This is a genomic window from Streptomyces specialis (assembly GCF_001493375.1).
In the GTDB taxonomy this organism is placed as follows: Bacteria; Actinomycetota; Actinomycetes; order Streptomycetales; family Streptomycetaceae; genus Streptomyces; species Streptomyces specialis.
This window is the reverse complement of sequence record NZ_LN929897.1, coordinates 803,613-827,194: the sequence shown is the minus strand read 5'-3', so window position 1 is coordinate 827,194 and position 23,582 is coordinate 803,613. Positions and strand designations below refer to the sequence as shown.

At 72.5% G+C, this 23,582-nt stretch carries 22 protein-coding genes and 1 pseudogene; 13 read left to right on the top strand and 10 right to left on the bottom strand.

The annotated features are described in order from the left end of the window. Positions 1–46: 46 nt before the first annotated feature. The 3 genes from BN2279_RS26385 to BN2279_RS26375 form a co-directional block, all read right to left on the bottom strand. Positions 47–1,201, bottom strand: a complete 1,155-nt coding sequence (locus BN2279_RS26385; protein WP_059013520.1) for a DUF475 domain-containing protein — start codon at positions 1,199–1,201, stop codon at positions 47–49. 100 nt (positions 1,202–1,301) lie between these two features. Next, the gene (locus tag BN2279_RS26380; protein ID WP_059013519.1) at positions 1,302–1,760 is read right to left on the bottom strand and encodes a peroxiredoxin; all 459 of its coding nucleotides are present in this window, start codon (positions 1,758–1,760) and stop codon (positions 1,302–1,304) included. A gap of 112 nt (positions 1,761–1,872) precedes the next feature. After that, positions 1,873–2,307, bottom strand: coding sequence for a DUF3052 domain-containing protein (locus tag BN2279_RS26375; RefSeq protein WP_059013518.1), 435 nt, complete (start codon positions 2,305–2,307; stop codon positions 1,873–1,875). Positions 2,308–2,675: 368 nt separating this feature from the next. Here BN2279_RS26375 and aceE point away from each other — a divergent pair, with 368 nt between their 5' ends. From aceE to BN2279_RS26360, 3 genes are all read left to right on the top strand, one after another. Continuing rightward, positions 2,676–5,408 carry a pyruvate dehydrogenase (acetyl-transferring), homodimeric type gene (gene aceE, locus BN2279_RS26370; protein ID WP_059013517.1) on the top strand — a complete coding sequence of 911 codons (2,733 nt, stop codon included), beginning with the start codon at positions 2,676–2,678 and terminating at the stop codon, positions 5,406–5,408. 105 nt (positions 5,409–5,513) lie between these two features. Next, complete coding sequence (locus tag BN2279_RS26365; protein ID WP_079032517.1) at positions 5,514–6,371, top strand: potassium channel family protein; 858 nt, start codon at positions 5,514–5,516, stop codon at positions 6,369–6,371. Positions 6,372–6,436: 65 nt separating this feature from the next. Beyond that, positions 6,437–7,312, top strand: a complete 876-nt coding sequence (locus tag BN2279_RS26360; protein ID WP_059013688.1) for a DUF4429 domain-containing protein — start codon at positions 6,437–6,439, stop codon at positions 7,310–7,312. Between the two features lie 66 nt (positions 7,313–7,378). On the opposite strand, the gene BN2279_RS26355 is transcribed toward BN2279_RS26360, so the two are convergent. After that, on the bottom strand, positions 7,379–8,398 hold the full coding sequence (locus tag BN2279_RS26355) for an aldo/keto reductase (RefSeq protein ID WP_059013516.1): 1,020 nt from the start codon (positions 8,396–8,398) through the stop codon (positions 7,379–7,381). Positions 8,399–8,406: 8 nt separating this feature from the next. Then, the gene (locus tag BN2279_RS26350) at positions 8,407–8,871 is read right to left on the bottom strand and encodes a MerR family transcriptional regulator (protein WP_059013515.1); all 465 of its coding nucleotides are present in this window, start codon (positions 8,869–8,871) and stop codon (positions 8,407–8,409) included. Between the two features lie 157 nt (positions 8,872–9,028). Between BN2279_RS26350 and BN2279_RS26345 the strand changes: the two are divergent. After that, a pseudogene (locus BN2279_RS26345) lies at positions 9,029–9,838 on the top strand (serine hydrolase domain-containing protein); the annotation flags it as partial. A gap of 139 nt (positions 9,839–9,977) precedes the next feature. Here BN2279_RS26345 and BN2279_RS26340 read toward each other — a convergent pair. After that, entirely contained in the window at positions 9,978–10,643 is a 666-nt protein-coding gene (locus BN2279_RS26340; protein WP_059013514.1) for a pirin family protein, read from the bottom strand. A 163-nt stretch (positions 10,644–10,806) separates the two neighbouring features. Here BN2279_RS26340 and BN2279_RS26335 point away from each other — a divergent pair, with 163 nt between their 5' ends. The 5 genes from BN2279_RS26335 to BN2279_RS26315 all read left to right on the top strand — a co-directional run bounded on the left by BN2279_RS26335 (position 10,807) and on the right by BN2279_RS26315 (position 16,344). Beyond that, entirely contained in the window at positions 10,807–11,964 is a 1,158-nt protein-coding gene (locus BN2279_RS26335; RefSeq protein ID WP_059013687.1) for a PucR family transcriptional regulator, read from the top strand. 88 nt (positions 11,965–12,052) lie between these two features. Beyond that, entirely contained in the window at positions 12,053–12,994 is a 942-nt protein-coding gene (locus BN2279_RS26330; protein WP_059013513.1) for an ACP S-malonyltransferase, read from the top strand. 5 nt (positions 12,995–12,999) lie between these two features. Continuing rightward, the gene (locus BN2279_RS26325; protein WP_059013512.1) at positions 13,000–13,986 is read left to right on the top strand and encodes a beta-ketoacyl-ACP synthase 3; all 987 of its coding nucleotides are present in this window, start codon (positions 13,000–13,002) and stop codon (positions 13,984–13,986) included. A gap of 78 nt (positions 13,987–14,064) precedes the next feature. Beyond that, complete coding sequence (locus BN2279_RS26320) at positions 14,065–15,018, top strand: pentapeptide repeat-containing protein (RefSeq protein ID WP_059013511.1); 954 nt, start codon at positions 14,065–14,067, stop codon at positions 15,016–15,018. 174 nt (positions 15,019–15,192) lie between these two features. Then, positions 15,193–16,344 carry an alkaline phosphatase PhoX gene (locus tag BN2279_RS26315; protein WP_059013510.1) on the top strand — a complete coding sequence of 384 codons (1,152 nt, stop codon included), beginning with the start codon at positions 15,193–15,195 and terminating at the stop codon, positions 16,342–16,344. Between the two features lie 80 nt (positions 16,345–16,424). On the opposite strand, the gene BN2279_RS26310 is transcribed toward BN2279_RS26315, so the two are convergent. From BN2279_RS26310 to BN2279_RS26300, 3 genes are all read right to left on the bottom strand, one after another. Further along, entirely contained in the window at positions 16,425–17,075 is a 651-nt protein-coding gene (locus BN2279_RS26310; protein WP_079032515.1) for an acetoacetate decarboxylase family protein, read from the bottom strand. A gap of 304 nt (positions 17,076–17,379) precedes the next feature. Next, positions 17,380–17,871: an SRPBCC family protein gene (locus tag BN2279_RS26305; protein WP_059013508.1), complete on the bottom strand. Its 492-nt coding sequence runs from the start codon at positions 17,869–17,871 to the stop codon at positions 17,380–17,382. A 176-nt stretch (positions 17,872–18,047) separates the two neighbouring features. Next, positions 18,048–18,644 (bottom strand): ArsR/SmtB family transcription factor, encoded by a 597-nt coding sequence (locus tag BN2279_RS26300; protein WP_059013507.1) that lies wholly within the window; start codon positions 18,642–18,644, stop codon positions 18,048–18,050. Between the two features lie 140 nt (positions 18,645–18,784). Between BN2279_RS26300 and BN2279_RS26295 the strand changes: the two genes are divergently transcribed. The 4 genes from BN2279_RS26295 to BN2279_RS26280 all read left to right on the top strand — a co-directional run bounded on the left by BN2279_RS26295 (position 18,785) and on the right by BN2279_RS26280 (position 22,532). Beyond that, positions 18,785–19,264: a cation:proton antiporter regulatory subunit gene (locus tag BN2279_RS26295; RefSeq protein ID WP_059013506.1), complete on the top strand. Its 480-nt coding sequence runs from the start codon at positions 18,785–18,787 to the stop codon at positions 19,262–19,264. Between the two features lie 61 nt (positions 19,265–19,325). Further along, positions 19,326–20,543 (top strand): cation:proton antiporter, encoded by a 1,218-nt coding sequence (locus tag BN2279_RS26290; protein WP_079032554.1) that lies wholly within the window; start codon positions 19,326–19,328, stop codon positions 20,541–20,543. Between the two features lie 214 nt (positions 20,544–20,757). Further along, on the top strand, positions 20,758–22,185 hold the full coding sequence (locus BN2279_RS26285; protein WP_199827803.1) for an FGGY family carbohydrate kinase: 1,428 nt from the start codon (positions 20,758–20,760) through the stop codon (positions 22,183–22,185). Further along, the gene (locus tag BN2279_RS26280) at positions 22,182–22,532 is read left to right on the top strand and encodes a DoxX family protein (protein WP_059013505.1); all 351 of its coding nucleotides are present in this window, start codon (positions 22,182–22,184) and stop codon (positions 22,530–22,532) included. The genes BN2279_RS26285 and BN2279_RS26280 overlap by 4 nt, the downstream gene beginning before the upstream one ends. Here BN2279_RS26280 and BN2279_RS26275 read toward each other — a convergent pair. Continuing rightward, entirely contained in the window at positions 22,517–23,389 is an 873-nt protein-coding gene (locus BN2279_RS26275) for a helix-turn-helix transcriptional regulator (RefSeq protein ID WP_199827802.1), read from the bottom strand. The two genes, BN2279_RS26280 and BN2279_RS26275, sit on opposite strands and share 16 nt — an antisense overlap. Positions 23,390–23,582 lie beyond the last annotated feature (193 nt).

Below are 23,582 nucleotides of genomic sequence, written 5' to 3'. Positions count from 1 at the left end.
GTGACCGGTCCGTCCCCCCACGGAGGATTCCGCGTTCCCCCCGGGCTCACACCCCGGAGCGCACCGCCGGTTGCTCCGTCGGTCCGCCTCCGCCGCCTCCGCCGCCGTTGGCCGCGTCGAGCCGGTTGTGCCGGACCGAGGACCAGAACGCCGCCGCGATCAGGCCCACCCCGACGAGGCCGGTGACGACCTCCGGCAGGTGCCAGCGGATGCTGATCAGCAGCATCACGGCCAGCGCGCCGATCGCGTAGTGCGCGCCGTGCTCCAGATACCGGTAGTCCTCCAGCGTGCCCTGGCGGACCAGGTAGATGGTGAGGGACCGCACGTACATCGCGCCGATGCCGAGGCCCAGCGCCATCTCGAAGATGTCGTTGGTGATCGCGAACGCGCCGATGACGCCGTCGAAGGAGAACGAGGCGTCCAGGACTTCCAGGTACAGGAACAGGAAGAACGCCGCCCGGCCGCCGACACCGACCAGCGTGGGCTGCCGCCCGGCGCGGGCCGCGGCCTCCTCCGCCTCGTGCGCCCGCTCCTCGTCCTCCTCCAGCCGGTCCTCGAAGTACCCGGACAGACCGCCGACGACGAGATAGGTCAGCAGACCGGCGAGGCCCGCCAGCAGCACCGTCTCGGTCTTGTCGATGTGCAGGCCGCCGTGCTGGTACGCCTCGGGGGCGACGAAGGACGCGGTCAGCAGCAGCGCCGCGAGGGCCACGCCCACCGAGAAGGCGTCGATCTTGCCGAGCTTGGCCAGCGGGCGCTCCAGCCAGCGCAGCCACATGGTCTCCCGCTCCTCGAAGATGAATTCGAGGAAGATCATCAGCAGGAACATACCGCCGAACGCGGCGATCGCCGGGTGCGCGTCGGTGACCAACTGCTCGTAGTGGTCCGGGTCGTCGATCGCCAGATCGACGGCCTCCATCGGACTGACGCCGGCGGTGAGCGAGACGATCACGACCGGGAAGACCAGCCGCATGCCGAAGACGGCGATCAGGATGCCCACGGTCAGGAAGATCTTCTGCCAGAACTCGTTCATCCGCTTCAGCACACCGGCGTTGACCACCGCGTTGTCGAAGGAGAGCGAGATTTCCAGGACGGACAGGATCGCCACGATGGCGAACCCCTGCCAGCCCCAGAGGATGAAAGCGGCGGCCAGGCCGAGAACAGTCACGCCGAATGACCAGCCGAAGATTTTCAGAATCACAAGAAGTCCAGTCTCCCGCGCAGGGCCGCGGATGTGCAGGCAGACGCCGGCCTGGTGGATGGTGCCGATGCGGACGGGTCCCCCGGGAGGGCCCGCGGAATCACAGAGCCCGGAGCGCCGTGACGTAGTCGTCGAGATCGCGGGCGTCGGGCAGACCGTTGACGACCGTCCAGCGGATCACGCCCTCCTTGTCGATGATGAAGGTGCCGCGCACCGCGCAGCCCTTCTCCTCGTCGAAGACGCCGTAGGCCCTGGAGACCTCGCCGTGCGGCCAGAAGTCGGAGAGCAGCGGGTACTCCAGACCCTCCTGCTCGCCGAAGACCCGCAGCGAGAACGGGGAGTCGTTGGAGACGGCGAGAAGCTGCACGTCGTCGTTGACGAACGTGGGCAGCTCGTCACGGAGCGCGCACAGCTCGCCGGTGCAGACGCCGGTGAACGCGAACGGGTAGAAGAGCAGGACCACGTTCTTCCCACCGCGGTAGTCCGCGAGCGAGACGGTCTGGCCGTGCTGGTTCCGCAAGCGGAACTCGGGGGCCTTGCTGCCGGGCTCAAGTGCCATGGGCGGGTAATCCGTTTCCCTGTCGGAGGTAAAGTTACGCCGCCCAGCCTACGACGCGGCCCCCGGCGACCCACCAGCCCCCGGGGACCGAGCCCGCGCACCGGCGCGGGTGCTACTTCTTCCCGGCCGCCTTCGGGGTCACCAGCCGGCTGCCCGACCAGTCCCGGCCCGCGCTGACACTGCTGGTCTGCGCCAGGCCGGCGGTCGCCGCCGCCTCGCCGATGTCGCTCGGCTCGACGTAGCCGGCCCGGCCCGTCTTCGGGGTCAGCAGCCAGACCGGCGCCCCGGGGTCGATCATCGTGGTGGCATCCACCAGCGCGTCGGTCAGATCGCCGTCTTCCTCGCGGAACCACAGCACCACCGCGTCGGCCACGTCGTCGTAGCTCTCGTCGACGAGCTCCTGGCCCGTGATGGCCTCGATTCCCTCGCGGAGTTCCTGCTCGGCGTCCTCGTCGTAGCCGAGCTCCTGGACCACCTGCCCGGGCTGGAAACCCAGCCGAGCGGCGGGGTTGGTCCGCTCCTCCGCGTGGTCCGCGGTCGCGCTCACGGATAGCTCCTGTCCTGTGTGGGAAGTACGGGGAGGCCGCGCGTACGCGCGGCTTGGGCGTAGTCCACACGGGCGGGGCGGATCGCGCAAGTACCCGGCCGCCGAGCCTGCCCAAACGTTGACGTCTTGGCCCCCGACGGGCGCGTGATCTGCGCCATAGTCCGCGAACGCCTGTTCGCCGGGCGCACCGGGCGCGTACGGGTGCGGCCGGCACGCGCGGACGGCACGCGGCGCCCCCGCGGCCACCCTCCCATGATCCCGGAGCGGGGGGTTACCGATCAGTAGAGATGACGTTTCGCGTTCGTCGGTGGACCATGGAGGCGGCGCGACACATGCAGAGCAGACAACTCATACAGTGAAGGAACAGCGTGGCTTCCGGATCAGATCGCAACCCGATCATCATTGGCGGCCTTCCCAGCCAGGTCCCGGACTTCGATCCCGAGGAAACTCAGGAGTGGCTCGACTCGCTCGACGCGGCCGTCGACGAGCGCGGCCGGGCCCGGGCCCGTTATCTCATGCTCCGCCTGATCGAGCGCGCCCGAGAGAAGCGGGTCGCCGTACCCGAAATGCGCAGCACCGACTACGTCAACACCATCGCGACCAAGGACGAGCCGTTCTTCCCCGGCAACGAGGAGATCGAGCGGAAGATTCTCAACGCGACCCGCTGGAACGCGGCCGTGATGGTCTCCCGCGCGCAGCGCCCGGGGATCGGGGTGGGCGGTCACATCGCCACCTTCGGCTCCTCGGCGTCCCTGTACGACGTGGGCTTCAACCACTTCTTCCGCGGCAAGGACGGCGGTGAGAGCGGCGACCAGATCTACTTCCAGGGTCACGCCTCCCCGGGCATCTACGCCCGCGCCTTCCTCCTCGACCGCCTCACGGACCGCAACCTGGACGCGTTCCGCCAGGAGCGGTCCAGGGCGCCGCACGGGCTCTCCAGCTACCCGCATCCGCGCATGATGCCGGACTTCTGGGAGTTCCCGACCGTCTCCATGGGCCTGGGCCCGATCAGCGCGATCTACCAGGCCCGGATGAACCGGTACATGCATGCGCGCGGCATCGCCGACACCTCACGGTCGCACGTGTGGGCGTTCCTCGGCGACGGCGAGATGGACGAGCCGGAGTCGCTCGGCCAGTTGTCGATCGCGGCCCGGGAGGGCCTGGACAACCTGACGTTCGTCGTCAACTGCAACCTCCAGCGCCTCGACGGGCCGGTGCGCGGCAACGGCAAGATCATCCAGGAGCTGGAGTCGATCTTCCGCGGCGCCGGGTGGAACGTGATCAAGCTCATCTGGGACCGCACCTGGGACCCGCTGCTGGCCCAGGACCGCGACGGCGTCCTGGTCAACAAGCTGAACATCACCCCGGACGGCCAGTTCCAGACGTACGCGACGGAGACCGGCGCGTACATCCGCGAGCACTTCTTCGGTGATGACCACCGCCTGCGCTCGATGGTCCAGAACATGACCGACGACCAGATCCTGCACCTGGGCCGGGGTGGTCACGACCACCGCAAGATCTACGCGGCGTACAAGGCGGCCCTGGAGCACCAGGGGCAGCCGACGGTGATCCTCGCCCAGACCGTCAAGGGCTGGATGCTGGGGCCGAACTTCGAGGGCCGCAACGCGACCCACCAGATGAAGAAGCTCACCGCGGCCGACCTGAAGGGGTTCCGGGACCGGCTGAGGCTCCCGATCCCGGACAGCCAGTTGGAGTCCGGCGCCCCGCCGTACTACCACCCGGGTCCGGACTCGGAGGAGATCCAGTACATGCACGACCGCCGGCGCGCGCTCGGCGGCTATGTGCCGACCCGCGTGGTGCGGGCCAAGCCGCTGCCGCTGCCGGGCGAGAAGACCTACGCGGCGGTCCGGAAGGGGTCGGGGCAGCAGGAGATCGCCACCACGATGGCGTTCGTGCGGCTGCTGAAGGACCTGATGCGGGACAAGGAGATCGGCAAGCGCTTCGTGCCGATCGCGCCGGACGAGTACCGCACGTTCGGCATGGACTCGCTCTTCCCCTCGGCCAAGATCTACAACCCGCTGGGGCAGACCTACGAGTCCGTGGACCGTGAGCTGCTGCTGTCGTACAAGGAGTCGCCGACCGGCCAGATGCTGCACGACGGCATCACCGAGGCGGGCTGCACGGCGTCGCTGATCGCCGCCGGCTCCGCGTACGCGACGCACGGCGAGCCGCTGATCCCGGTCTACGTCTTCTACTCGATGTTCGGGTTCCAGCGCACCGGTGACCAGTTCTGGCAGATGGGCGACCAGCTCGCGCGCGGTTTCGTGCTGGGCGCGACCGCCGGGCGCACGACGCTGACCGGTGAGGGCACGCAGCACGCCGACGGGCACTCCCAGTTGCTGGCCTCGACCAACCCGGCGTGTGTCGCCTACGACCCGGCGTTCGGGTTCGAGATCGCGCACATCGTGCGGGACGGGTTGCGCCGGATGTACGGCGAGGCGCCGGAGGACGTCTTCTACTACCTCACCGTCTACAACGAGCCGGTCGTCCAGCCCGCCGAGCCGGCGGACGTGGACGTGGAGGGCATCCTCAAGGGCCTGTACCGGTTCCGGGCGGGCACCGAGGGCGGCGTCCCGGCGCAGATCCTGGCCTCCGGGGTGGCCGTGCCGTGGGCCGTCGAGGCGCAGCGCGTCCTGGCCGAGGAGTGGGACGTGCGGGCGGACGTCTGGTCCGCCACCTCCTGGAACGAGCTGCGGCGCGAGGCCGTCGCGGTCGAGGAGCACAACCTGCTGCACCCGGAGGAGGAGCAGCGGATTCCGTATGTGACGCGCAAACTCCAGGGCGCGCAGGGGCCGTTCGTGGCCGTTTCCGACTGGATGCGGTCCGTTCCCGACCAGATCGCGCGCTGGGTGCCCGGCACGTACCAGTCGCTGGGCGGTGACGGGTTCGGCTTCGCCGACACCCGGGGAGCGGCGCGCCGCTTCTTCCACATCGACGCGCAGTCCGTCGTGGTGGCCGTGCTCACCGAGCTGGCCCGGGAGGGCAAGGTCGACCGGTCGGTCCTCAAGCAGGCCATCGACCGGTACCAGTTGCTCGACGTGGCCGCCGCCGACCCCGGCCCGGCGGGCGGCGACGCCTGAGCGTCGTCCCCGCCCGGCCGGCGGGCTCCCGGAACGCGCACCGCGCCGCCCGGGAGCCCGCCGCCGTGCCGGGCCGTTCCCGGGGCCGGACCCTAGGATGCCGCCATGGGCCCGCACCCCGACACCGATGAGACGTCCCGGGCCTCGGTGGCCGCCCTGGTGCCCGAGGCGGACACCGACGGGACGCGCGTGCGCTGGGAGGAGCGCACGCAGGTGCCGCTGCTGTGGCTGGCGGTGGCGTTCGGCGCGGTCTACGCCGTGCCCATCCTGTTCCCCGGCGCGCCGGCCGCGCTGCGGCGAGGCTGCTCGATCGCGGAGTGGCTGATCTGGGGGTGCTTCGCGCTCGACTACGGCATCCGGTGGTGCCTGGCCCATGACCGGTGGCAGTTCACGCGGCGCCATCCGTTCGCGCTGGCCGCCGTGGTGCTGCCGTTCCTCCAACCGCTGCGGCTGACGCGGCTGGTCGCCGCCCTGCTGCTCGTCGGGCAACGGGCCCGGCTGGCCTCCCAGATCCGGGTCACCACCTATGTGGCGGGCTCCTGCGTCGGGCTGCTGCTGTTCGGCTCGCTGGCCGTCCTGGAGGTCGAGCGGGAGAGCCCCACGTCCAACATCCGCTCCATGGGCGACGCCATGTGGTGGGCGTTCACCACGATGACCACCGTCGGCTACGGGGACACCACGCCGACGACGACGATGGGCCGGCTGCTGGCGGTCGGGCTGATGCTGTCGGGGATCGCCCTGCTCGGTGTGGTCACGGCCAACATCGCGGCCTGGTTCATCGCCCGCTTCGAGCGGGAGGACGACGACACCGTGGCGCACACCCGGGCCATCGAGGAACTGACGGCGGAGGTACGGACGTTGCGCGCCGAAGTGGCCGCGCTGACGGCCCGCGCGCGGGCGGCGGGCGAGCACGCCGCGCCCCACGGGAGCCACACGGGCACCAGGGGCGACACGTCGCCGTGAGCTGACGCGAACACACCCATCCGGGGGAAGCCGTTTCGTCAGCCATGGCCCTTACGATGACCCGCATGGGTGATGTGCTGGCCGGAATCCACTCCACGTGGGAGTTCGACACCGACTCCGTGCTCATCCGCTTCGAACGGGGGATACGCACACCGAAGCTCTTCCAGGTGCTCGGCGAGCGCCGGATCCCGTACGAGGCGCTGAGCTCGGTCGACCTGACTCCGGGAACGCGCAAGGGCACGGTGGTGCTGCACGCCGTGCCGCGGCCCGGCGCCGATCCGCTGCTGGAGGCCGCCGCGGGCCAGCTCAGACAAGCCGCCGACCCGTACCGGCTGGTGCTCCCGGGCGAGCGCGAGACGCTCGCCGACTACTACGCGACCGAACTGCGCTCCGCCCTCGGTCCGCTCGCGGACGAGGACGCCGACCAGTATCTGGTGGCGGCGCCCGCGGCCCCGCTCCAGTTCAAGGCGTTCGACGGGAAGGTGTCGTTCGACGGCAAGGTGGTCTCGTTCCGGTGGTTCTGGACGGGCGCGTCGTCGGCGAAGTGGAAGGCGGGCGACCAGTCGTTCCCGGTGAGCGAGCTGGCGGACGTCGAGTGGCGCTCGCCCGAGATCGCCGGCGGCCACCTGCGGCTGCTGCGCCGCGGCCCGGACGGCGCCCCGCGCGACCACGAAGGACCGGCCGACCAGGACCCGGCGGCGGTGGTGTTCGGCCTCGGCTACGGCCTGGTCCACGAGTCGCTGCCGCTGGCCGCGTCGGTCCTGGAGGCGGTCCGGGCGGCCGAGCCGATCGTCACCGACCGCCTGGACGGGAGCCGCCGCCGGGGGAACCCGGCGGACATAGCCAACCGCATCCGCCATCTGGGCGAGCTGCACGCGTCCGGGCTGCTGACGGACGAGGAGTTCACCGCGAAGAAGACGGAGTTGCTCGCCGAGCTGTGAGCACCGCCCGCCGCACGCGCGGAACGCGCGCGGCGGGCTCGCGGAGTTCCCCGCCCGGCCGGCCGGTTACTCGCGGCCGGCCGACGAGAACGACATGTCCGCGTAGCGGTCGCCCCTCACCCGCGAGGCGATCGGCTCCAGGGCCGCCGTCTCGTCCGGGGTCAGCTCGATCCGGGTGGCCGCCGTGTTCTCCTCGACGCGGGCGCGGCTGCGGGTGCCGGGGATCGGGATCACCGACATCCCGCGCGCCGCCGCCTGGGCGTGGACCCAGGCCAGCGCGACCTGCCCGAGCGTGGCGCCGCGCGCCTCGGCGATCCGGCGGACCGGCTCCAGCAGGGCGCGGTTGGCCTCGGCGTTGGCGCCGTTGTAGCGCGGCAGGTGGCGGCGGAAGTCGTCGGCCGTCAGCTCGCCGGAGGCGTCGGTGAACGCGCCGGTCAGGAAGCCCCGGCCGAGCGGCGAGTAGGGCACGAACGCGACGCCCAGCTCCTCGGCGGCGGGGACGGCGGTCCGTTCCACGTCGCGCGAGAACAGCGACCACTCGGACTGGATGGCCGCGATGGGGTGCACGGCGTGCGCGGCGCGCAGCTCGGGGCCGGTGACCTCGCTCAGCCCGAGGTGCTTGACCTTGCCCTCGGCCACCAGCTCGGCCATCGCCCCGACGGTCTCCTCGATCGGGACGGCGGGGTCGCGGCGGTGCATGTAGTAGAGGTCGATGACGTCCACGTCCAGCCGCCGCAGGCTGGCCTCCACGGCCTGCCGGATGTAGGGCCGGTCGTTGCGGACGTTCCGCGCCAGCGGGTCGGCGGGGTCGAGGACGATGCCGAACTTGGTCGCGATGGTGACCTCGTCGCGGTGGGCGCGGAAGAACGGCGACAGGAAGGTCTCGTTCTCGCCCGCGCCGTACATGTCGGCCGTGTCGTACAGGGTGACGCCGAGTTCCAGGGCCCGTTCCAGCGTGGCGCGGGCCTCGGACGTGTCGGTCGGTCCGTAGGCGAAGGCCATGCCCATGCAGCCGAGGCCCTGGACGCCGACCCGGGGACCGCCGGCGCCGAGGGGGGCGGTGTCGATCACTGTGGTGTCGCTCATGCGGAGGTTCAGAGCCTTTCCGACGCCGAGGGGGCGTCAGCGTAGAAGTCGATCTTGAAGTCGAGGACCGTGAGGGTGTCCTGGAGCTCGCCGATCCGGCGCAGCACGCTCTCCCGGGTGGCGAGCAGCAGCGCTCTGCGCTCGGCGAACGTGTGGTCGCCCTGCCGCACCAGATCGGCGTAGCGGACCATGTCCGCGACCGCCATCCCGGTCAGCCGGAGCTTGCCGACGAACGAGAGCCACGCCAGATCGCGGTTGGTGTAGCGGCGCTGCCCGGTGTGGGAGCGGTCGATGGTCGGCATCAGGCCGATGCGCTCGTACCAGCGCAGCGTGTGGACGCTCAGCCCGGTGTGGGCGGCGACCTCGCTGATCGTGTAGCGGTCCTGGCCGTCGGGTCTGGGCACGGGCTTGGGGGGCGCGCACGGGCCGACGGTCTCGTCAAGCCCTGGCTGCTTCCGCTGGGTCAGGGTCATATCCCGAACGCTAAAGACCTGGAGTGCACTCCAGGCAAGTGGCCCCGGTGGTGAATCCGAAACCCACACGCCGCTCCCCCACGCCGCCGCACGCCCCGCCGGAGGATGTCTCCCCCGTGGAGCGGGCGTGTCGGGGCGCCGCGCTACGCTCGGGGGCATGCGCAGCCTGGAGCTGATCGACACCTGGCCCGTTCCCACGGCCGCCGCCGCCGTCGTCTTCCCGGCCGGCGGCCGGTTCGCCCACGGCCCCGGCGAGCGGCCGTTCCGGCTCGCCTCCGTCACCAAGCCGCCCGCCGCGTACGCCGCGCCGATCGCGGTCGAGGAGGGCGCGATCGGCCTGGACGAGCCGGCCGGCCCCGAGGGCTCCCCCGTCCGGCGCCTGCTGGCGCGCGCCTCGGGGCTGGCGTTCGACGAGCACCGCGCGATGGCGCCGCCCGGCCCCCGCCGGCTCTACTCGAACGCGGGCTTCGAGGTCCTCGGCGACCACATCGCCAAGGCGGCCGGCATGCCGTTCGCGGAGTATCTGCGGCAGGCGGTGCTCGCGCCGCTGGGCATGACCGCCACCGAACTGCCCGGCTCCCCCGCCAAGGACGGCGTCTCGACGCTGGACGACCTCACCGCCTTCGCCGCCGAGCTGCTCTCCCCCCGCCTGCTGGCCCCCGAGACGCTCGCCGAGGCGACGGCGGTGGCGTTCCCCGGGCTGAACGGCGTGCTGCCCGGCTTCGGCCACCAGAAGCCCAACGACTGGGGCCTGGGGTTCTCCCTGCGCGCCCACAAGTCGCCGCACTGGACGGGCGCGACGTCCTCGCCCCGCACCTTCGGCCACTTCGGCCAGTCCGGCACGTTCCTGTGGGTGGACCCGGACGCCCGCGCGGCCTGCGTCGTCCTGACCGACCGCGCGTTCGGCTCCTGGGCCGCCGAGTCCTGGCCCGCCTTCACCGACGCGGTCCTCGCGGAACTGCGCGGCCAGACACCCCTCTCTCTTATACACCTCTCCCCCTTCTCACCTACAGCCCTGCTGAGATTCTCTGGCCGCCCCCTCCCCCTCCCCGGCCCCCCCACTAGCCGCTGCGCCGCCGGCGTCAGATGTGAATAGGGGGCCGGTGTCAGTCCGGTCGCCCCAGCTCCCACAGCAGCAGCTCCGCCGGCCCGCCGGCCGCGCGGACCTCCGCCTCACCGGCGTCCGTCAGCCGCGCCGAGTCGCCCTCGCCCAGCGGCTCGCCCGCCAGGGTCACCGCCCCGCGCACCACGTGCGCGAACACGCGCGGCGCCGCCGGGACCGCCGTCCGCTCACCGTCCGCCAGCCGCCGCACGTGCAGCACCGCCGCCGTGCGCGGCAGCGCGTACGGGGTGCCGTCCGCGATCCCGCGCACCACCTCGTACTCCGGCGCGCCCCCAGGCCGGTCGGGCACCAGCCACATCTGGACGAAACGCAGCGGCGCCGGCCCCGCGTTGCGCTCCGCGTGCCGGATGCCGGAACCGGCGGTCATGCGCTGGACGTCTCCCGGCGCGATGACAGTGATCCGCCCCAGGGCGTCCTCGTGGGTCAGCTCCCCCTCCACGACCCAGCTCACGATCTCCACGTCGCGGTGCGGGTGCGGGGGGAAACCCGCGCCGGGCGCCAGACGTTCCTCGTTGCAGGCGGTCAGCGGACCGAACCGCACGTTGTCCGGGTCGTAGAAGCCACCGAAGGAGAACGCGTGCCGGGTGTCGATCCCCACGGCCGGATCGCCACCCCGGAAACGCTCACCGGACCGCAGTACCTGAAGCATGGACCCACCGTATCCACCGTGCGTCCACCCCCGCCGGGTATGACCGAGACAGAAATGAGGCAGGCTGGTCCCCGTGTCCGATGCCGATGATGGAGCGTCCGCTGGTGCGACGCCCGACGAGAACGCCGGGAACACCGGAAACGCCGGGAACACCGACAGCGCCGTGGCGCACGCCGCGACCGTGCGCCGCCTCGAGCAGTCCTCCGGGAAGCTGGCCGCCGCGGCGATCACGCGGATGGACGAGCAGTTGTCGTGGTACCGCGCCATGCCGCCGGAGAACCGCTCCTGGATCGGCCTGGTCGCCCAGGCCGGCATAGCCGCGTTCACCGAGTGGTTCCGGCACCCCGACACCCCGCAGGCGATCAGCACCGACGTCTTCGGCACCGCGCCGCGCGAGCTGACGCGGGCGATCACGCTGCGGCAGACCGTCGAGATGGTGCGCACCACCATCGAGGTCATGGAGACGGCCGTCGACGAGCTGGCCGCCCCCGGCGGCGCCGCCGCGCTGCGCAACGCGCTGCTGGTCTACGCCCGCGAGATCGCGTTCGCGACCGCGCAGGTCTACGCGCAGGCCGCCGAAGCGCGCGGCGCCTGGGACGCGCGGCTGGAGTCGCTGGTCGTCAACGCCGTGGTCTCCGGCGAGGCCGACGAGAGCGACGTCTCCCGCGCCGCCGCCCTCGGCTGGAAGGCGCCCGAGCACGTCACGGTCGTGCTGGGCAACGCCCCGAACGGCGACAGCGAGCTGACCGTCGAGGCGATCCGCCGGGCCGCCCGGTACGCGAAGCTCCAGGTCCTGACCGGGGTGCTCGGCAAACGCCTGGTGGTGATCGCGGGCGGCAGCGACGACCCGTTGCACGCGGCGAAGGGCCTGATCGGACCGTTCGCGTCCGGGCCGGTGGTGGCCGGTCCCGTGGTGGGCGACCTGCTCGCCGCGACCCGGTCCGCGCAGGCGGCGGCGGCCGGGCTGCGGGCGTGCGCGGCGTGGCCGGACGCGCCGCGTCCGGTGCTCGCGGACGACCTGCTGCCGGAGCGCGCGATGGCGGGCGACCCGGCCGCGAGGGCGCTGCTGGTGGAGGAGATCTATAAACCGCTCCGCGAGGCGGGCTCGGCCCTTCTGGAGACGCTGAGTGTCTATCTGGAGCAGGCGAGCAGTCTGGAGGGGGCGGCGCGGATGCTGTTTGTGCATCCCAACACCGTTCGTTATCGTCTGCGTCGTGTGACTGATGTCACCGGATGGCCCCCTTCCGATGTCCGCTCGGCCTTCACTCTGCGCATCGCGCTGATGCTCGGACGCCTGGAAGAAGAGGATCATCACTCCTAGCATTTTGTTGAGGATCTACAACTCCCTCCACGGTTCTTAGTCCTCGCCGCCACGGGCGGGGGCCGTGTCGCCAAGAGAGAGTGAAAGGGTGCTCGTACTCGTCGCTCCCGGCCAGGGTTCCCAGACCCCTGGCTTCCTGAACCCCTGGCTCGACCTTCCCGGCGTCGCCGACCGGCTCGGCGCCTGGTCGGAGGTCCTCGGTCTCGACCTCGTCCACCTCGGGACGAAGGCCGACGCCGACGAGATCCGTGACACCGCCGTGGCCCAGCCGCTGCTGGTCGCGGGCGCGCTGCTGTCCGCCGCCGAGCTGTTCGGCGGCGGGCCGACCGCCGCCGGAGCGGTCGCCGGGCACAGCGTGGGCGAGGTGGCCGCCGCCGCGCTGGCCGGGACGCTGACCGAGCACGACGCCCTGGCGCTGGTGCGCCGCCGCGCCGAGGCCATGGCCGAGGCCGCCGCGGTCACCGAGACCGGGATGTCCGCCGTCCTCGGCGGCGACCCGGCCGAGGTCGCCGCCCGCCTCGACGCCCTGGGCCTGACCGCGGCGAACAACAACGGCGGCGGCCAGATCGTCGCCGCCGGGACCAAGGACCAACTCGCGGCGCTCGCCGCCGAGAAGCCCGGGAAGGCCCGCGTGATGCCGCTGAAGGTCGCCGGCGCCTTCCACACCCGTCACATGGCCCCGGCCGTGGCGGCGATGGCCGAGGCCGCCGGGCGGGTCGGCGTGGCCGACCCGGTCATCCCCTTCGTATCGAACGCGGACGGCGCGGTTGTCACCGACGGACAGGAAATCGTGCGTCGTCTGGTCTCGCAGGTTTCGAATCCGGTTCGCTGGGATCTTTGCATGGAGACGTTCCGGCGTCTCGGTGCCACGGCCCTGATCGAGCTGTGCCCGGGCGGGACGCTCACCGGCCTCGCCCGGCGCGTTCTGCCGGACGTGGCGCGAGTGGCCGTGAAGACCCCGGATAACCTGGCCGAGGCCCGCGAGTTGATCGCCGCGCGAGCCGCCGAAGCCGCCGAACAGGAGCACTGAACAGCATGCCCGCCACACTCAAGGCCAGCAGGGGCGCGCCGCACGCGCGGATCCTCGGCGTCGGTGGCTACCGGCCGACCCGCGTCGTTCCCAACGCGGAGATCCTCCAGCACATCGACTCGTCCGAGGAGTGGATCCGGTCCCGCTCCGGCATCGTGACCCGGCACTGGGCCGGCGAGGACGAGACCGTGGCCGAAATGGCGATCGCCGCCGCCGGCAAGGCCATCGCCGACGCCGGGATCACCGCCGAGCAGGTGGACGCGGTGATCATCTCGACCGTCTCCCACTTCGCGCAGACCCCGGCGATCGCCACCCTGATCGGGCACCGGCTCGGGGCCCGGCGGCCCGCCGCGTTCGACATCTCGGCCGGCTGCGCCGGTTTCGTCTACGGCATCACGCTCGCCAAGGGCCTGATCATGGAGGGCAGCGCGACCTACGCGCTGGTCATCGGCGCCGAGCGGCTGTCGGACCTGACGGACCGGGAGGACCGTTCCACGGCCTTCCTGTTCGGCGACGGCGCGGGCGCGGTCGTGCTCGGGCCCTCCGAGCAGCCCGCCATCGGGCCCACGGTGTGGGGTTCCGAGGGCGACAAGGCCGATGTCATCACCCAGACCGTGCCCTGGGACCGCTACGCCCCGGGCGACAAGTTCCCCGCGATCCGGCAGGAGGGCCAGACGGTCTTCCGCTGGGCGGTCTTCGAGATGGCCAGGGTCGCTCAACAGGCCCTGGACGCCGCCGGGATCACCGTGGCGGACCTGGACGTCTTCATCCCGCACCAGGCCAACATGCGGATCATCGGCTCGATGGTGAAGACGCTGAAGCTGCCGGAACATGTCGCGGTCGCCCGCGACATCGAGACCACCGGCAACACGTCGGCCGCCTCCATTCCGCTCGCCATGGAGCGGATGCTGGCGACCGGGCAGGCGAAGAGCGGAGACACCGCGCTCGTCATCGGCCGCGCTCGGCGGGCTTCGCGGCTCAGGGCCGGATGACAGCGTTCTCCCCCACCTTCCGGTCCTCGCCGTAGCCCTGCGCGGAGGCGTCGCGGGACTCGGGGGGCGACGCTTCGGATGCCGTACAGGAACAGCGCGCAGTTGCGGCGCACGGCTCAGCGCGCCGCGCGGCGCGGTGCGGGTGGCCGGGCCGGGGGCGGCGGGGGGCTGGACTGGGCGCGGCGCATCGAGCTGGCGTCGGTCGTCCTGGCCTCTCTCGTCGCGGCGGCCGGCCTGTGGTACTCCAACGTCCAGGTGCGCGAGCAACTGGTCCTCACCCAGCAGAGTCACATCACCGACCGGTACAACGCGGCGGTGACCAACCTGGGGTCCGAGGCCGTCGACGTGCGCCTGGGCGGCATCTACGCGCTCCAGCGGATCATGCAGGACTCGCGCCGGGACCACCGGACCATCTCCAACGTGCTGGCCGCGTACATCCGCACGCACACCGCCCCGGCCGGGGAGGGGGAGCAGGCCGAGGAAGCGGAGGAGCAGGAGGCGGCAGAGGCGGCGGAGGAGGACGACACGGTCCTGCACGGCGCGCGGGCCGATGTGAACGCCGCGCTGCTCGTGCTGGCCTACCGGGACACCACCGAGGACGATCCCTACTTCACGCTCGACCTGCGGGGCGCCACCCTGTCGTACACCGACTTCCCGTACGGGAACCTCGCGCGGGCGTTTCTCTACCGCGCGGATCTGAGCCACGCGTACTTCCCCCTCGCGGACCTGTCCGGCGCGACCCTGGTCGACGCCGACCTGAGCGACGTGGACGCGCGGGGAATGTATCTGGCGGGTGCCGACATGCAGGGCGCGTTCCTGGTCCGGGCGCGCCTGGCGGGGGCCGATCTGCGAGGCGCGAACCTGTCCGAGGCGCAGCTCGCGGGAGCCGACCTGCGGGGCGCCGACCTGACGTCCGCGGTGGTGACCCCGAAGCAGCTCGTCACCGCCCTGGTCGACTCCACGACGACGCTGCCGCCGGACGTCGCGGCCAATCCCGACGTGCGCCGGGTGATCGCCGGGAGCGGCGGATGACGGCGGGCGCGGGGCCGAAGCCCCCGGCGGGGCGCCCGCCGAGGAGTTCCTCGCGCGTTCACCCGGCGGTGCCTCCCGGCCGATGAGAGTTCCCCTGGCCGATCCTTAACGGCACGCGCTTCCCCTCCTACGCTCCACGGTGTCCAACACCCCGCAGGAGCAAGGAGATTGGCCATGGAACGCCGTAACGTCCTTCGTGCCGCCGCCCTCGGAGCCGGCGCTGCCGCCTTTTCCGGGTCCCTGTGGCGGCAGGCCGCCGCCTACCCCGCGCTGCCGGGCACCGGCCCCTACGGCGCGCTCAAGCCCGCGGACGCCAACGGGATCATGCTGCCGAACGGTTTCACCAGCCGCGTCATAGCCCGCACCGGGCAGACCGTCGCCGGGACCGGCTACACCTGGCACCAGGCGCCCGACGGCGGCGCGTGCTTCGCGGACGGCTCGGGGTGGATCTACGTGTCCAACGCCGAGGTCAGCAGCTCCAGCGGGGGCGGCGCGAGCGCCGTGAAGTTCAACAGCTCGGGCTCGATCACCGGTGCCTACCGCATCCTCTCGGGCACCAACAGAAACTGCGCGGGCGGCGCGACCCCGTGGAACACCTGGCTGTCCTGCGAGGAGGTGGCCGGCGGTTACGTCTACGAGACCGACCCGTGGGGCGTCAACGCGTCGGTGCGGCGGGCCTCCATGGGCCGGTTCAACCACGAGGCGGCGGCGGCCGACCCGGTCCGGCGCGTCATCTACCTGACCGAGGACGAGTCGGACGGCTGCTTCTACCGCTTCGTCCCGACGACGTGGGGCAACCTCTCGTCCGGCACCCTCCAGGTGCTGCGCGAGTCCTCCGGCACGCTGTCCTGGGTCAACGTGCCCGACCCGGACGGCAGTCCGACCCCCACCCGCGACCAGGTGTCCGGCGCCAAGCTGTTCAACGGCGGCGAGGGCTGCTACTACCGCGACAACATCTGCTACTTCACCACCAAGGGCGACAACCGGGTCTGGGCGTACAACGCGAGCGCCAACACCATCGCCGTCGTCTACGACGACAACGTCTCCGGCGCCCCGCTGACCGGCGTGGACAACATCACCGCCGCCGCCGTCGGCGACCTGTATGTCGCCGAGGACGGCGGCAACATGGAGATCTGCGTCATCACTCCGGGCGATGTCGTCGCGCCGTTCCTGCGGGTGACCGGCCAGTCCGGCTCCGAGATCACCGGCCCGGCGTTCAACCCGGCCGGGAACCGGCTGTACTTCTCCTCGCAGCGCGGCACGTCCGGCTCCAGCTCCGGCGGCATCACCTACGAGGTCACCGGCCCGTTCCGCACCTCCCTCTAGGCGCGTTCCGGCGGACCACGCGAGCGTCACGGCCGGTCGTCCGGCGGTTCCGGCCGTGACGCCGCGCGGGGGCGGCCGGTTCAGCCGCGCGGCGGCGCGGTCGCCTCGCCGACCAGGAAACGGAAGTCCCGTACGGCGACGGTGACGCTCGGGCGGTGGCCCGCGAGGAAAGCCAACGGGCCGGTGTCCGGGGCGTGGAGGCGTTCGCGGCCGAGCCCGGCCCGGCCGGACAGCCGCAGCGGCACCTCGCACGTCCCGAGGCCGGGCCTTCGCTGCACGAGCCGGGTGCGGAGCGGGAACCGGATCGGGGGCAGTCGGAGCCGGTCCCGGTAGGAGGTGCCGGCCGTTTCCCCCGAGGCGGTGGTCAGCCCGGCCGTGAACCCGGCGGCCGGGTCGAGGGTGAAGGTGAAGGTGCCCAACTCCTTTGGGATGCCCCACAGTTCGCGCCCGCCCGCCAGGGAGCGCCCGTCGTCCACCCAGACGGCCACGGCCGTGGAGGCGATGCCGCGCCGGTGGCGGACCAGCAGCGAGACGAGGAACTCGCGGTACTCCAGCACACCGCCGGGGCGGTAGTCGACCCAGAAGGTCGCCAGCACCCGCCGCCCGCCCACCGCCAACGGACGCACACCCGGCGGCAGTTCCCAGTCCGGAACGGACCGGGCGGGCAGCCGCCAGAGGGAGACGTACATATCGCCCTTCAGCCGCCAGGGCGCGGGTGGATAGTCGCTCATGCACCGACTGTAGCCGGGAGTTGACCGGAGGCCGGGGTCGCGGGCCGACGTCGGGGTTGTCGACGAGGACGAACGGCGACTCCTGCCGCCCGGTCGTGAGGCCGAGGTCGGGCACTGGTTCACCGGTGCGGACACCGGCACGGAGAGCCGGACGCCGGAGGCACCCTTCGCATCGCTCCCGCTGTGCGCGGCGGACAGGGCGAGCGCCGTCGCGGCGCGGGCGTCGAGAGCCGCCCCTGCTCAACTCCTCGACGACGTGCCCGACTCCGTCGCGGCGTTCGCGAGGCGGAAGCGCGCGCCCTGTTCACGCCGGCTGGCGGGACTCCAGATGGGCCTTGAGACGGTCCAGAGTGGTCGCGATGTGCGCGTTGTTGGCGCCGACGCGGTCGGGAATGCCGGTGATCAGGATGGCGACGGGCCTGAACCACACCGGTACGCGTATCCAGTTGCTCTCGGTGATGACGCAGCCGGTGCCGTCGTCGGTCGGGTCGATGTCGTACTGCCAGAGCGATATCGGGATGCGCAGCGGGGTGGCCGCCACCTCGTAGGCGAACCGGCGGTTGCGGGTGGCCTCGGTGACCGTGCAGGTGGTGCTCCAGCGGCGGCGCCCGTTGCGGTTGACGCCCCGGAAACGGGCGCCCACGGCGGCGTGGGTGGCGCCGCGCAGCCAGCGCGCCTCCACGGTCTCCTCCGCGAAGGTGGTCATGAGGAGCGGATCGCTGACGACGCGGTAGGCCTCGGCGGGGCTGACGTTGACGGTCACCTGACCGGTGGCGACAGGGGCCTTGGACGACATGGGTCAACCTCCCTGTGGGCGATGACCGCTGCTTATCGCGGCGGCGGCCCACCGGGCAATGGCCCGGCGCGTTGTCGTGCGGCGGATGAGCAACGCCGCGCCCGTTCTCGTCATCGGCCTGACCGTGGTCCGCCCGACCGCGGGTATCCGCGCACGCGGCGGCGGGAACGTGCCCGTCACGGCCGGTCGGCCGGTTCCGGCAGCACGTGCGTCAGGAACACGACGCGTTCGCTCCCGGCCGGCGCCGACCCGTTCTCCTCCGGCGTGTCCCGGCGGAAGCCCGCCACCACCGCCCTCACCTCGTCGCGCAGGCGCCGGGCCTCCGCCGGGGTGAGGCGCAGCGCGACGTCGCTCAGGTCGAACGCGTGCCGCCACGGCTCCGGCATCGTCTCCAGCGCGTCGAGCGTCCGCTGGACGCGGAGCGCGTTCACGGCGGCGAGGGACCGCGGGTACGCCGGCGCGGCCCCGGGGGCGCCGGCCGGGCGATCCGGGTCGCCGGGCGACGCCGGCCGGTGGACGGGACGCCACCAGCGCTCCCGGGCGTTCCCGCGCCCGGTGTCCTCGTCGACGAAGCCGGCCTCGCCGAGGCGGCGCAGGTGGTAGCTGGTCGCGCCGGAGGTCAGGTCCATGCGCCGGGCGAGCTGGGTCGCGGTGGCGGGGCCGTGCTCGCGCAGCAGCCCCAGGAGCCGCACCCGGACCGGGTGGGCGAGGGCGCGCAGGCCACGGGCGTCGAGGGCGGCGTCGCGGCGCGCGCCGGGAGCCGGGTCGGTCATGCCGGTCACCCTAGACACCCCACGACTCTTTGCAAAGCATTCTTTGCGAACGTGTGCGCGAGTCGTGCGAGAATGGAGCAAGATCCCAGGTCGCGCCGTGTCCCCGACGCGCGCCGCGACCGCTGCTGGAGGAGGTCTTCATGGTGACGCGACGCACCCCGCTCCCGGGCGTCGGCACCCAGTACGACATCGCGACCAAGGACGGCCGTCACATCTCGGTGGTGGTCCACGAGGACGGACGCCGGTTCATCGGGTTCTACGACCCCGACGACCCCGACGCCTGCCAGGGGACCGTGCCCCTGGAGGCGGAGGAAGCCGCCAGGTTCGCCTCGATCATCGCCCCGGACCGCACCGAAGTGGCGCTGCCCGGCAGCGAGTTCGATCTCAACCTGGTGACCGAGCGCATCCCTGTCGGCCCCGACTCCCCCTACCGGGGCCGCCCGATGGGCGACACCAAGGCCCGTACCCGGACCGGTGTGTCGATCGTCGCCGTGCTCCGCAGGACCGGCGCGCACCCGTCGCCGGGCCCCGACTACCGCCTTGAGGCAGGTGACACGCTGCTGGTCGTCGGCACCCGGGAGGGCGTCGACGACCTGGCCGAGATCGTCGCCGGCTCGTGAGCCGCGCCCGCCCCCCACACGACCCGCTCTTCAACGGGCCCAACGGAAAGGCGCGGTGACCGTGCACGACACCACGACCATGCTGATCGAGCTGGGGGCCGTCGTGTTCGGCCTCGGTCTCGTCGGAAGGCTGGCCGGGCGACTCGGCCTCTCACCCATCCCCCTCTACCTGCTCATCGGCCTCGCGTTCGGTCACGGTGGATTCATACCGCTTTCCACCAGCGAGGACTTCATCGAGGTCGGCGCCGAGATCGGCGTCATCCTGCTGCTGTTGATGCTCGGCCTGGAGTACACGGCGACCGAGCTGGTTGACAGTCTCAAGACGCAGTACCCGTCGGGCATCGTCGATCTCGTGCTCAACGCCACGCCGGGCGCCGTCGCCGGGCTGCTCCTGGGCTGGGGGCCGGTCGGCGCGCTGGCCCTGGCCGGCGTCACCTACATCTCGTCCTCGGGCGTGATCGCGAAGATCCTCACCGACCTGAACCGGCTGGGCAACCGCGAGACCCCCGTCGTGCTCGGCGTGCTGGTCATCGAGGACCTGACGATGGCGGTCTATCTGCCGGTACTCTCCACGGTGTTGGCCGGGGTCGGCCTGGCGAGCGGCAGTCTGACCCTCGGCATCGCGCTCGGCACGGCCGGTGCCGCGCTGTACGTGGCGCTGCGGCACGGCCGGGTGATCAGCAAGGCGGTGTCCTCGGACAACCCGGAGATGCTGCTGCTGGTCGTGCTCGGGCTGACGCTGCTGGTGGCCGGGGTCGCGCAGCGGCTGCAAGTGTCCGCGGCGGTGGGCGCGTTCCTCGTCGGCATCGCGCTGTCGGGCGCGGTCGCGCACAACACGCGGCGGCTGTTCACGCCGCTGCGGGACCTGTTCGCGGCGGTGTTCTTCGTCTTCTTCGGCCTGTCCACCGATCCGAGCGCGATCCCGCCCGTGCTGGTGCCTGCGCTGGCGCTGGCCGTTGTCACGGCGGCCACCAAGATCGCCACCGGCTGGCACGCGGCGCGGCGGGCCGGGATAGGGCCGCGCGGCCGGATGCGGGCGGGCGGCGCCCTGGTGGCGCGCGGCGAGTTCTCCATCGTCATCGCCGGGCTGGCGTCGGCCAGCGAGCCACGTATCGCCCCGGTGGCCACGGCGTACGTGCTGATCCTGGTGATCGTGGGTCCGTTCGCCGCCCGCTGGACGGAGCCCGCCGTCCGCCGGCTGCGGGAGCGGCGCGCGTCGCGGCGGGGGGGCGGCGCGGAGATCGTCGGCGAGGTGCGGACGGCGGAGACCGGCGCCTGACCGTCGCGCGGACGGCCGTCCGGCGGCCCCGGCCGCGGGTTCGGCCGCGGGTCCGGCCGCGGGTCCGGCTGCGCCTCCGGCCCGGGTCTCGGCTCCGGGTTTTGGCTCGGGTTTCGGCCGAACGGCCATCGCCGCGTCACTGTGTCGATCCCGGATCGTCACAAAGTGACCTTATGGTCCGCTCCTCGGAAAGAATGAGGCATCATCTGACCTCATGGGATTGGTCGCAGGTCTGGACAGCTCCGCCGCCTACACCCGCATCGTCGTATGCGACGCGGAGACCGGGCAGGTCGTCCGGCACGGCCACGCCGAGCACCCGGCCGGGGAGGCGCCCCCCGAGGCGTGGCTCCTCTCGCTCGGCGAGGCCGCGGACGGCGGGCTGCTGGAAGAGGTCACCGCCATCGGCGTCACCGCCCAGACGCAGGGCGTCGTCGCCCTCGACGCCGACGGCCACCCCGTGCGCCCGGCGCTGACCGGCACCGGCGACGGACGCGGGCAGACCGCAGCGCTCGGCCTCGTGGACGCGCTCGGCGGCCGGGCGGCGTGGGCCGAGGCCGTGGGCTCCGTACCGCAGCCGGGCCAGCCCGTCACCCAGCTCCGCCGCCTGATGCGCGACGAGCCGGAGGCCGCCAAGCGCGTCACCGCCGTGCTCCGGGCGCAGGACTGGCTGGTCTGGCAGCTCCTGGGCCGGCCCGGCCGCTGGACCACCGACCGGGGCGCGGCCTCCGGCACCGGATACTGGTCGGCCGTGTCGGAGGCGTGGCGCTTCGAGCTGGCGGAGCTGGCCATCGGCCACCCCGTCGCGCTCCCCGACGTGCTCGGACCGGCCGAGGCCGCCGGCCGCACCCCCGAGGGCCTGCTGATCTCGGCCGGCACCGGCGAGACGATGGCCGCCGCCCTGGGCCTGGGCGTCGGGCCGGGCGACGCGGTGATCTCGCTGGGCGCGTCGGGCTCGGTCTGCGCGGTCCACGACCAGGCGCTGACCGACCCCACCGGCACCATCACCTCCCTCGCCGATGCCACCGGCCGGCACCTGCCCGTCGTCCAGACCCTCAACGCCACCCGCGTCCTGCGCGGCGCCGCCGACCTGCTCGGCCGCGACCTGCCCGCCCTGTCGGAGCTGGCCCTCGCCTCCACGCCGGGCGCCCACGGCCTGGTCCTCCTCCCCTACCTGGCGGGCGAACGTACGCCCGAACTCCCGCACACCGCGGGCACGCTGGCCGGGCTGCGGCGGGAGAGCATGAAGCCGGAGCACCTGGCCAGGGCCGCGTTCGAGGGCATGCTGTGCGGGCTGGCCGACGCCGCCGACGTGCTGCGCGGGCGCGGCGTGCGCGTCGAGCGCGTCTTCCTGCTGGGCCAGGCCGCCGAGTTGCCCGCGGTCAAGGTGCTGGCGCCCGCGCTGTTCGGCGCCCCCGTCGTCATCCCCGCCCCCGCCGACTACACCGCGCTGGGCGCCGCCCGGCAGGCGGCGTGGGCGCTGGGCGTGGCGGACGGCGCGCTGGACGACACGACACCGCCGCCGTGGCCGTCGGCGCCCGGCGAGGTCCTGGACCCGGGCGACGACCTCGCGGTGGGTACGGCGGTGCGCCGGCAGTTCACCGCAGTCCGTGACCAGACTCACCCGGGAGCCTTCGACAGATGACCGCAGCCCTCGGCGTACTCGCCGCCGTGCTCGCCCTGCTCTTCCTCGCCACGGGAGGAGCGAAGCTGCTGAGACATCCGCGGTCGCGGCGCATACGCGACCGTTTCGGGCTCTCCCCCGCCGCCTGGACGGCGATCGGCGTCGCCGAATGCGTCGCCGCGGTCGGCCTGTTGGCCGGCCTGGCGGTTCCCCTGCTCGGTCTGGTGGCGGCCGTCGGCCTCACCGGCCTGGTGACCGGCGCGGTCATCAGCCGCCTGCGGGTCAACGACCCGGCGGCGCTGGTGCTTTTCGACGTGGCGGTGCTCGGCCTCGTCTGGGCGGTGGTCGCCCTCTACGCCTCCGACTGAGCCTCCTCCCACTGCGGCCCGGCGAACTCCCGCCAGCGCAGCGCGAGTTGAGTGCGAGTTGTGACTCCCGTCTTCGCCAGCACCCGCGTGAGGTGCTTCTTCACCGTGCCGACGCCGACGAACAGGCGTTGCGCGATCTGCTGGTTGGTCAGCCCCTGCGCCGCCAGCCCGGCGACCTCCCGCTCGCGGGGCGTCAGACCCAGGTCCCCGGCGGCCGAGGCGGCGGCGCGGTCGTCGGCGAGCAACCGGGTCACCAGCGGCTCCAGATGCCTGCGCAGGGCCCGCATCACCGCGAGATCGCGCGCCGGGATGCGCTGCGCGCCCCGGACGACGACCCCGACGTACATGACGCCCTCCGCCCCGGCGTCGACGAGCAACGCCACCTTGTCGTGGATGCCGTGCCGCTTCAGGAACCGTTCGACGTACACCCGCTGTGCGGGCACGAGTTCGGGATGCAGCTCGCGCAGGGTCACCACGCCGTGCTCCGCGAGGAGTTGGTGGGCGTGCGGCGACATGTACGGGTCGGCGGTGATCCAGCGTTCGGCGTACTCGGTGAGGAACTCCCGCGAATAGCCGGTCTTCACGCCCCGCCCGTCGTACAACGCGGCGGTGACCGTGGGCCCGTGCAGCACGGCGATCGTGGAGTACCCGAACCACTCCTCCAGCGCGCGCAGCAGCCGTTCGCGGAACGCCGGCAGGTCCGGGGCCCGGTCCACCGCCTCGATCACGCCGAACAGCCGCCGGTAGTCCTCGGGCGGCAGCGGCTCGCCACCCGGCAGCCGCCTGGGCCGGCGGGGCTCGGAGACGAAGGCGTGCGCGGCGGGCAGTGGTCTCTGCGATCGCGGGTCGGGGGCCACTTCGTCGTTATAGGCCGGGAATGATCGCGGACGCAAGGCGATAGAAGGCGGCCTGTTCCACCTTCGGGCCATGTGACGGACGACCGGCGGCGGGCAGTGTCGTTCCCGCACCCCCACACCCCTCGTACGTATCGCACGTCCCGCGCGGTACGTATACCGCGCGCGTGCGATCCCGTACGACCCCGTCCGATGC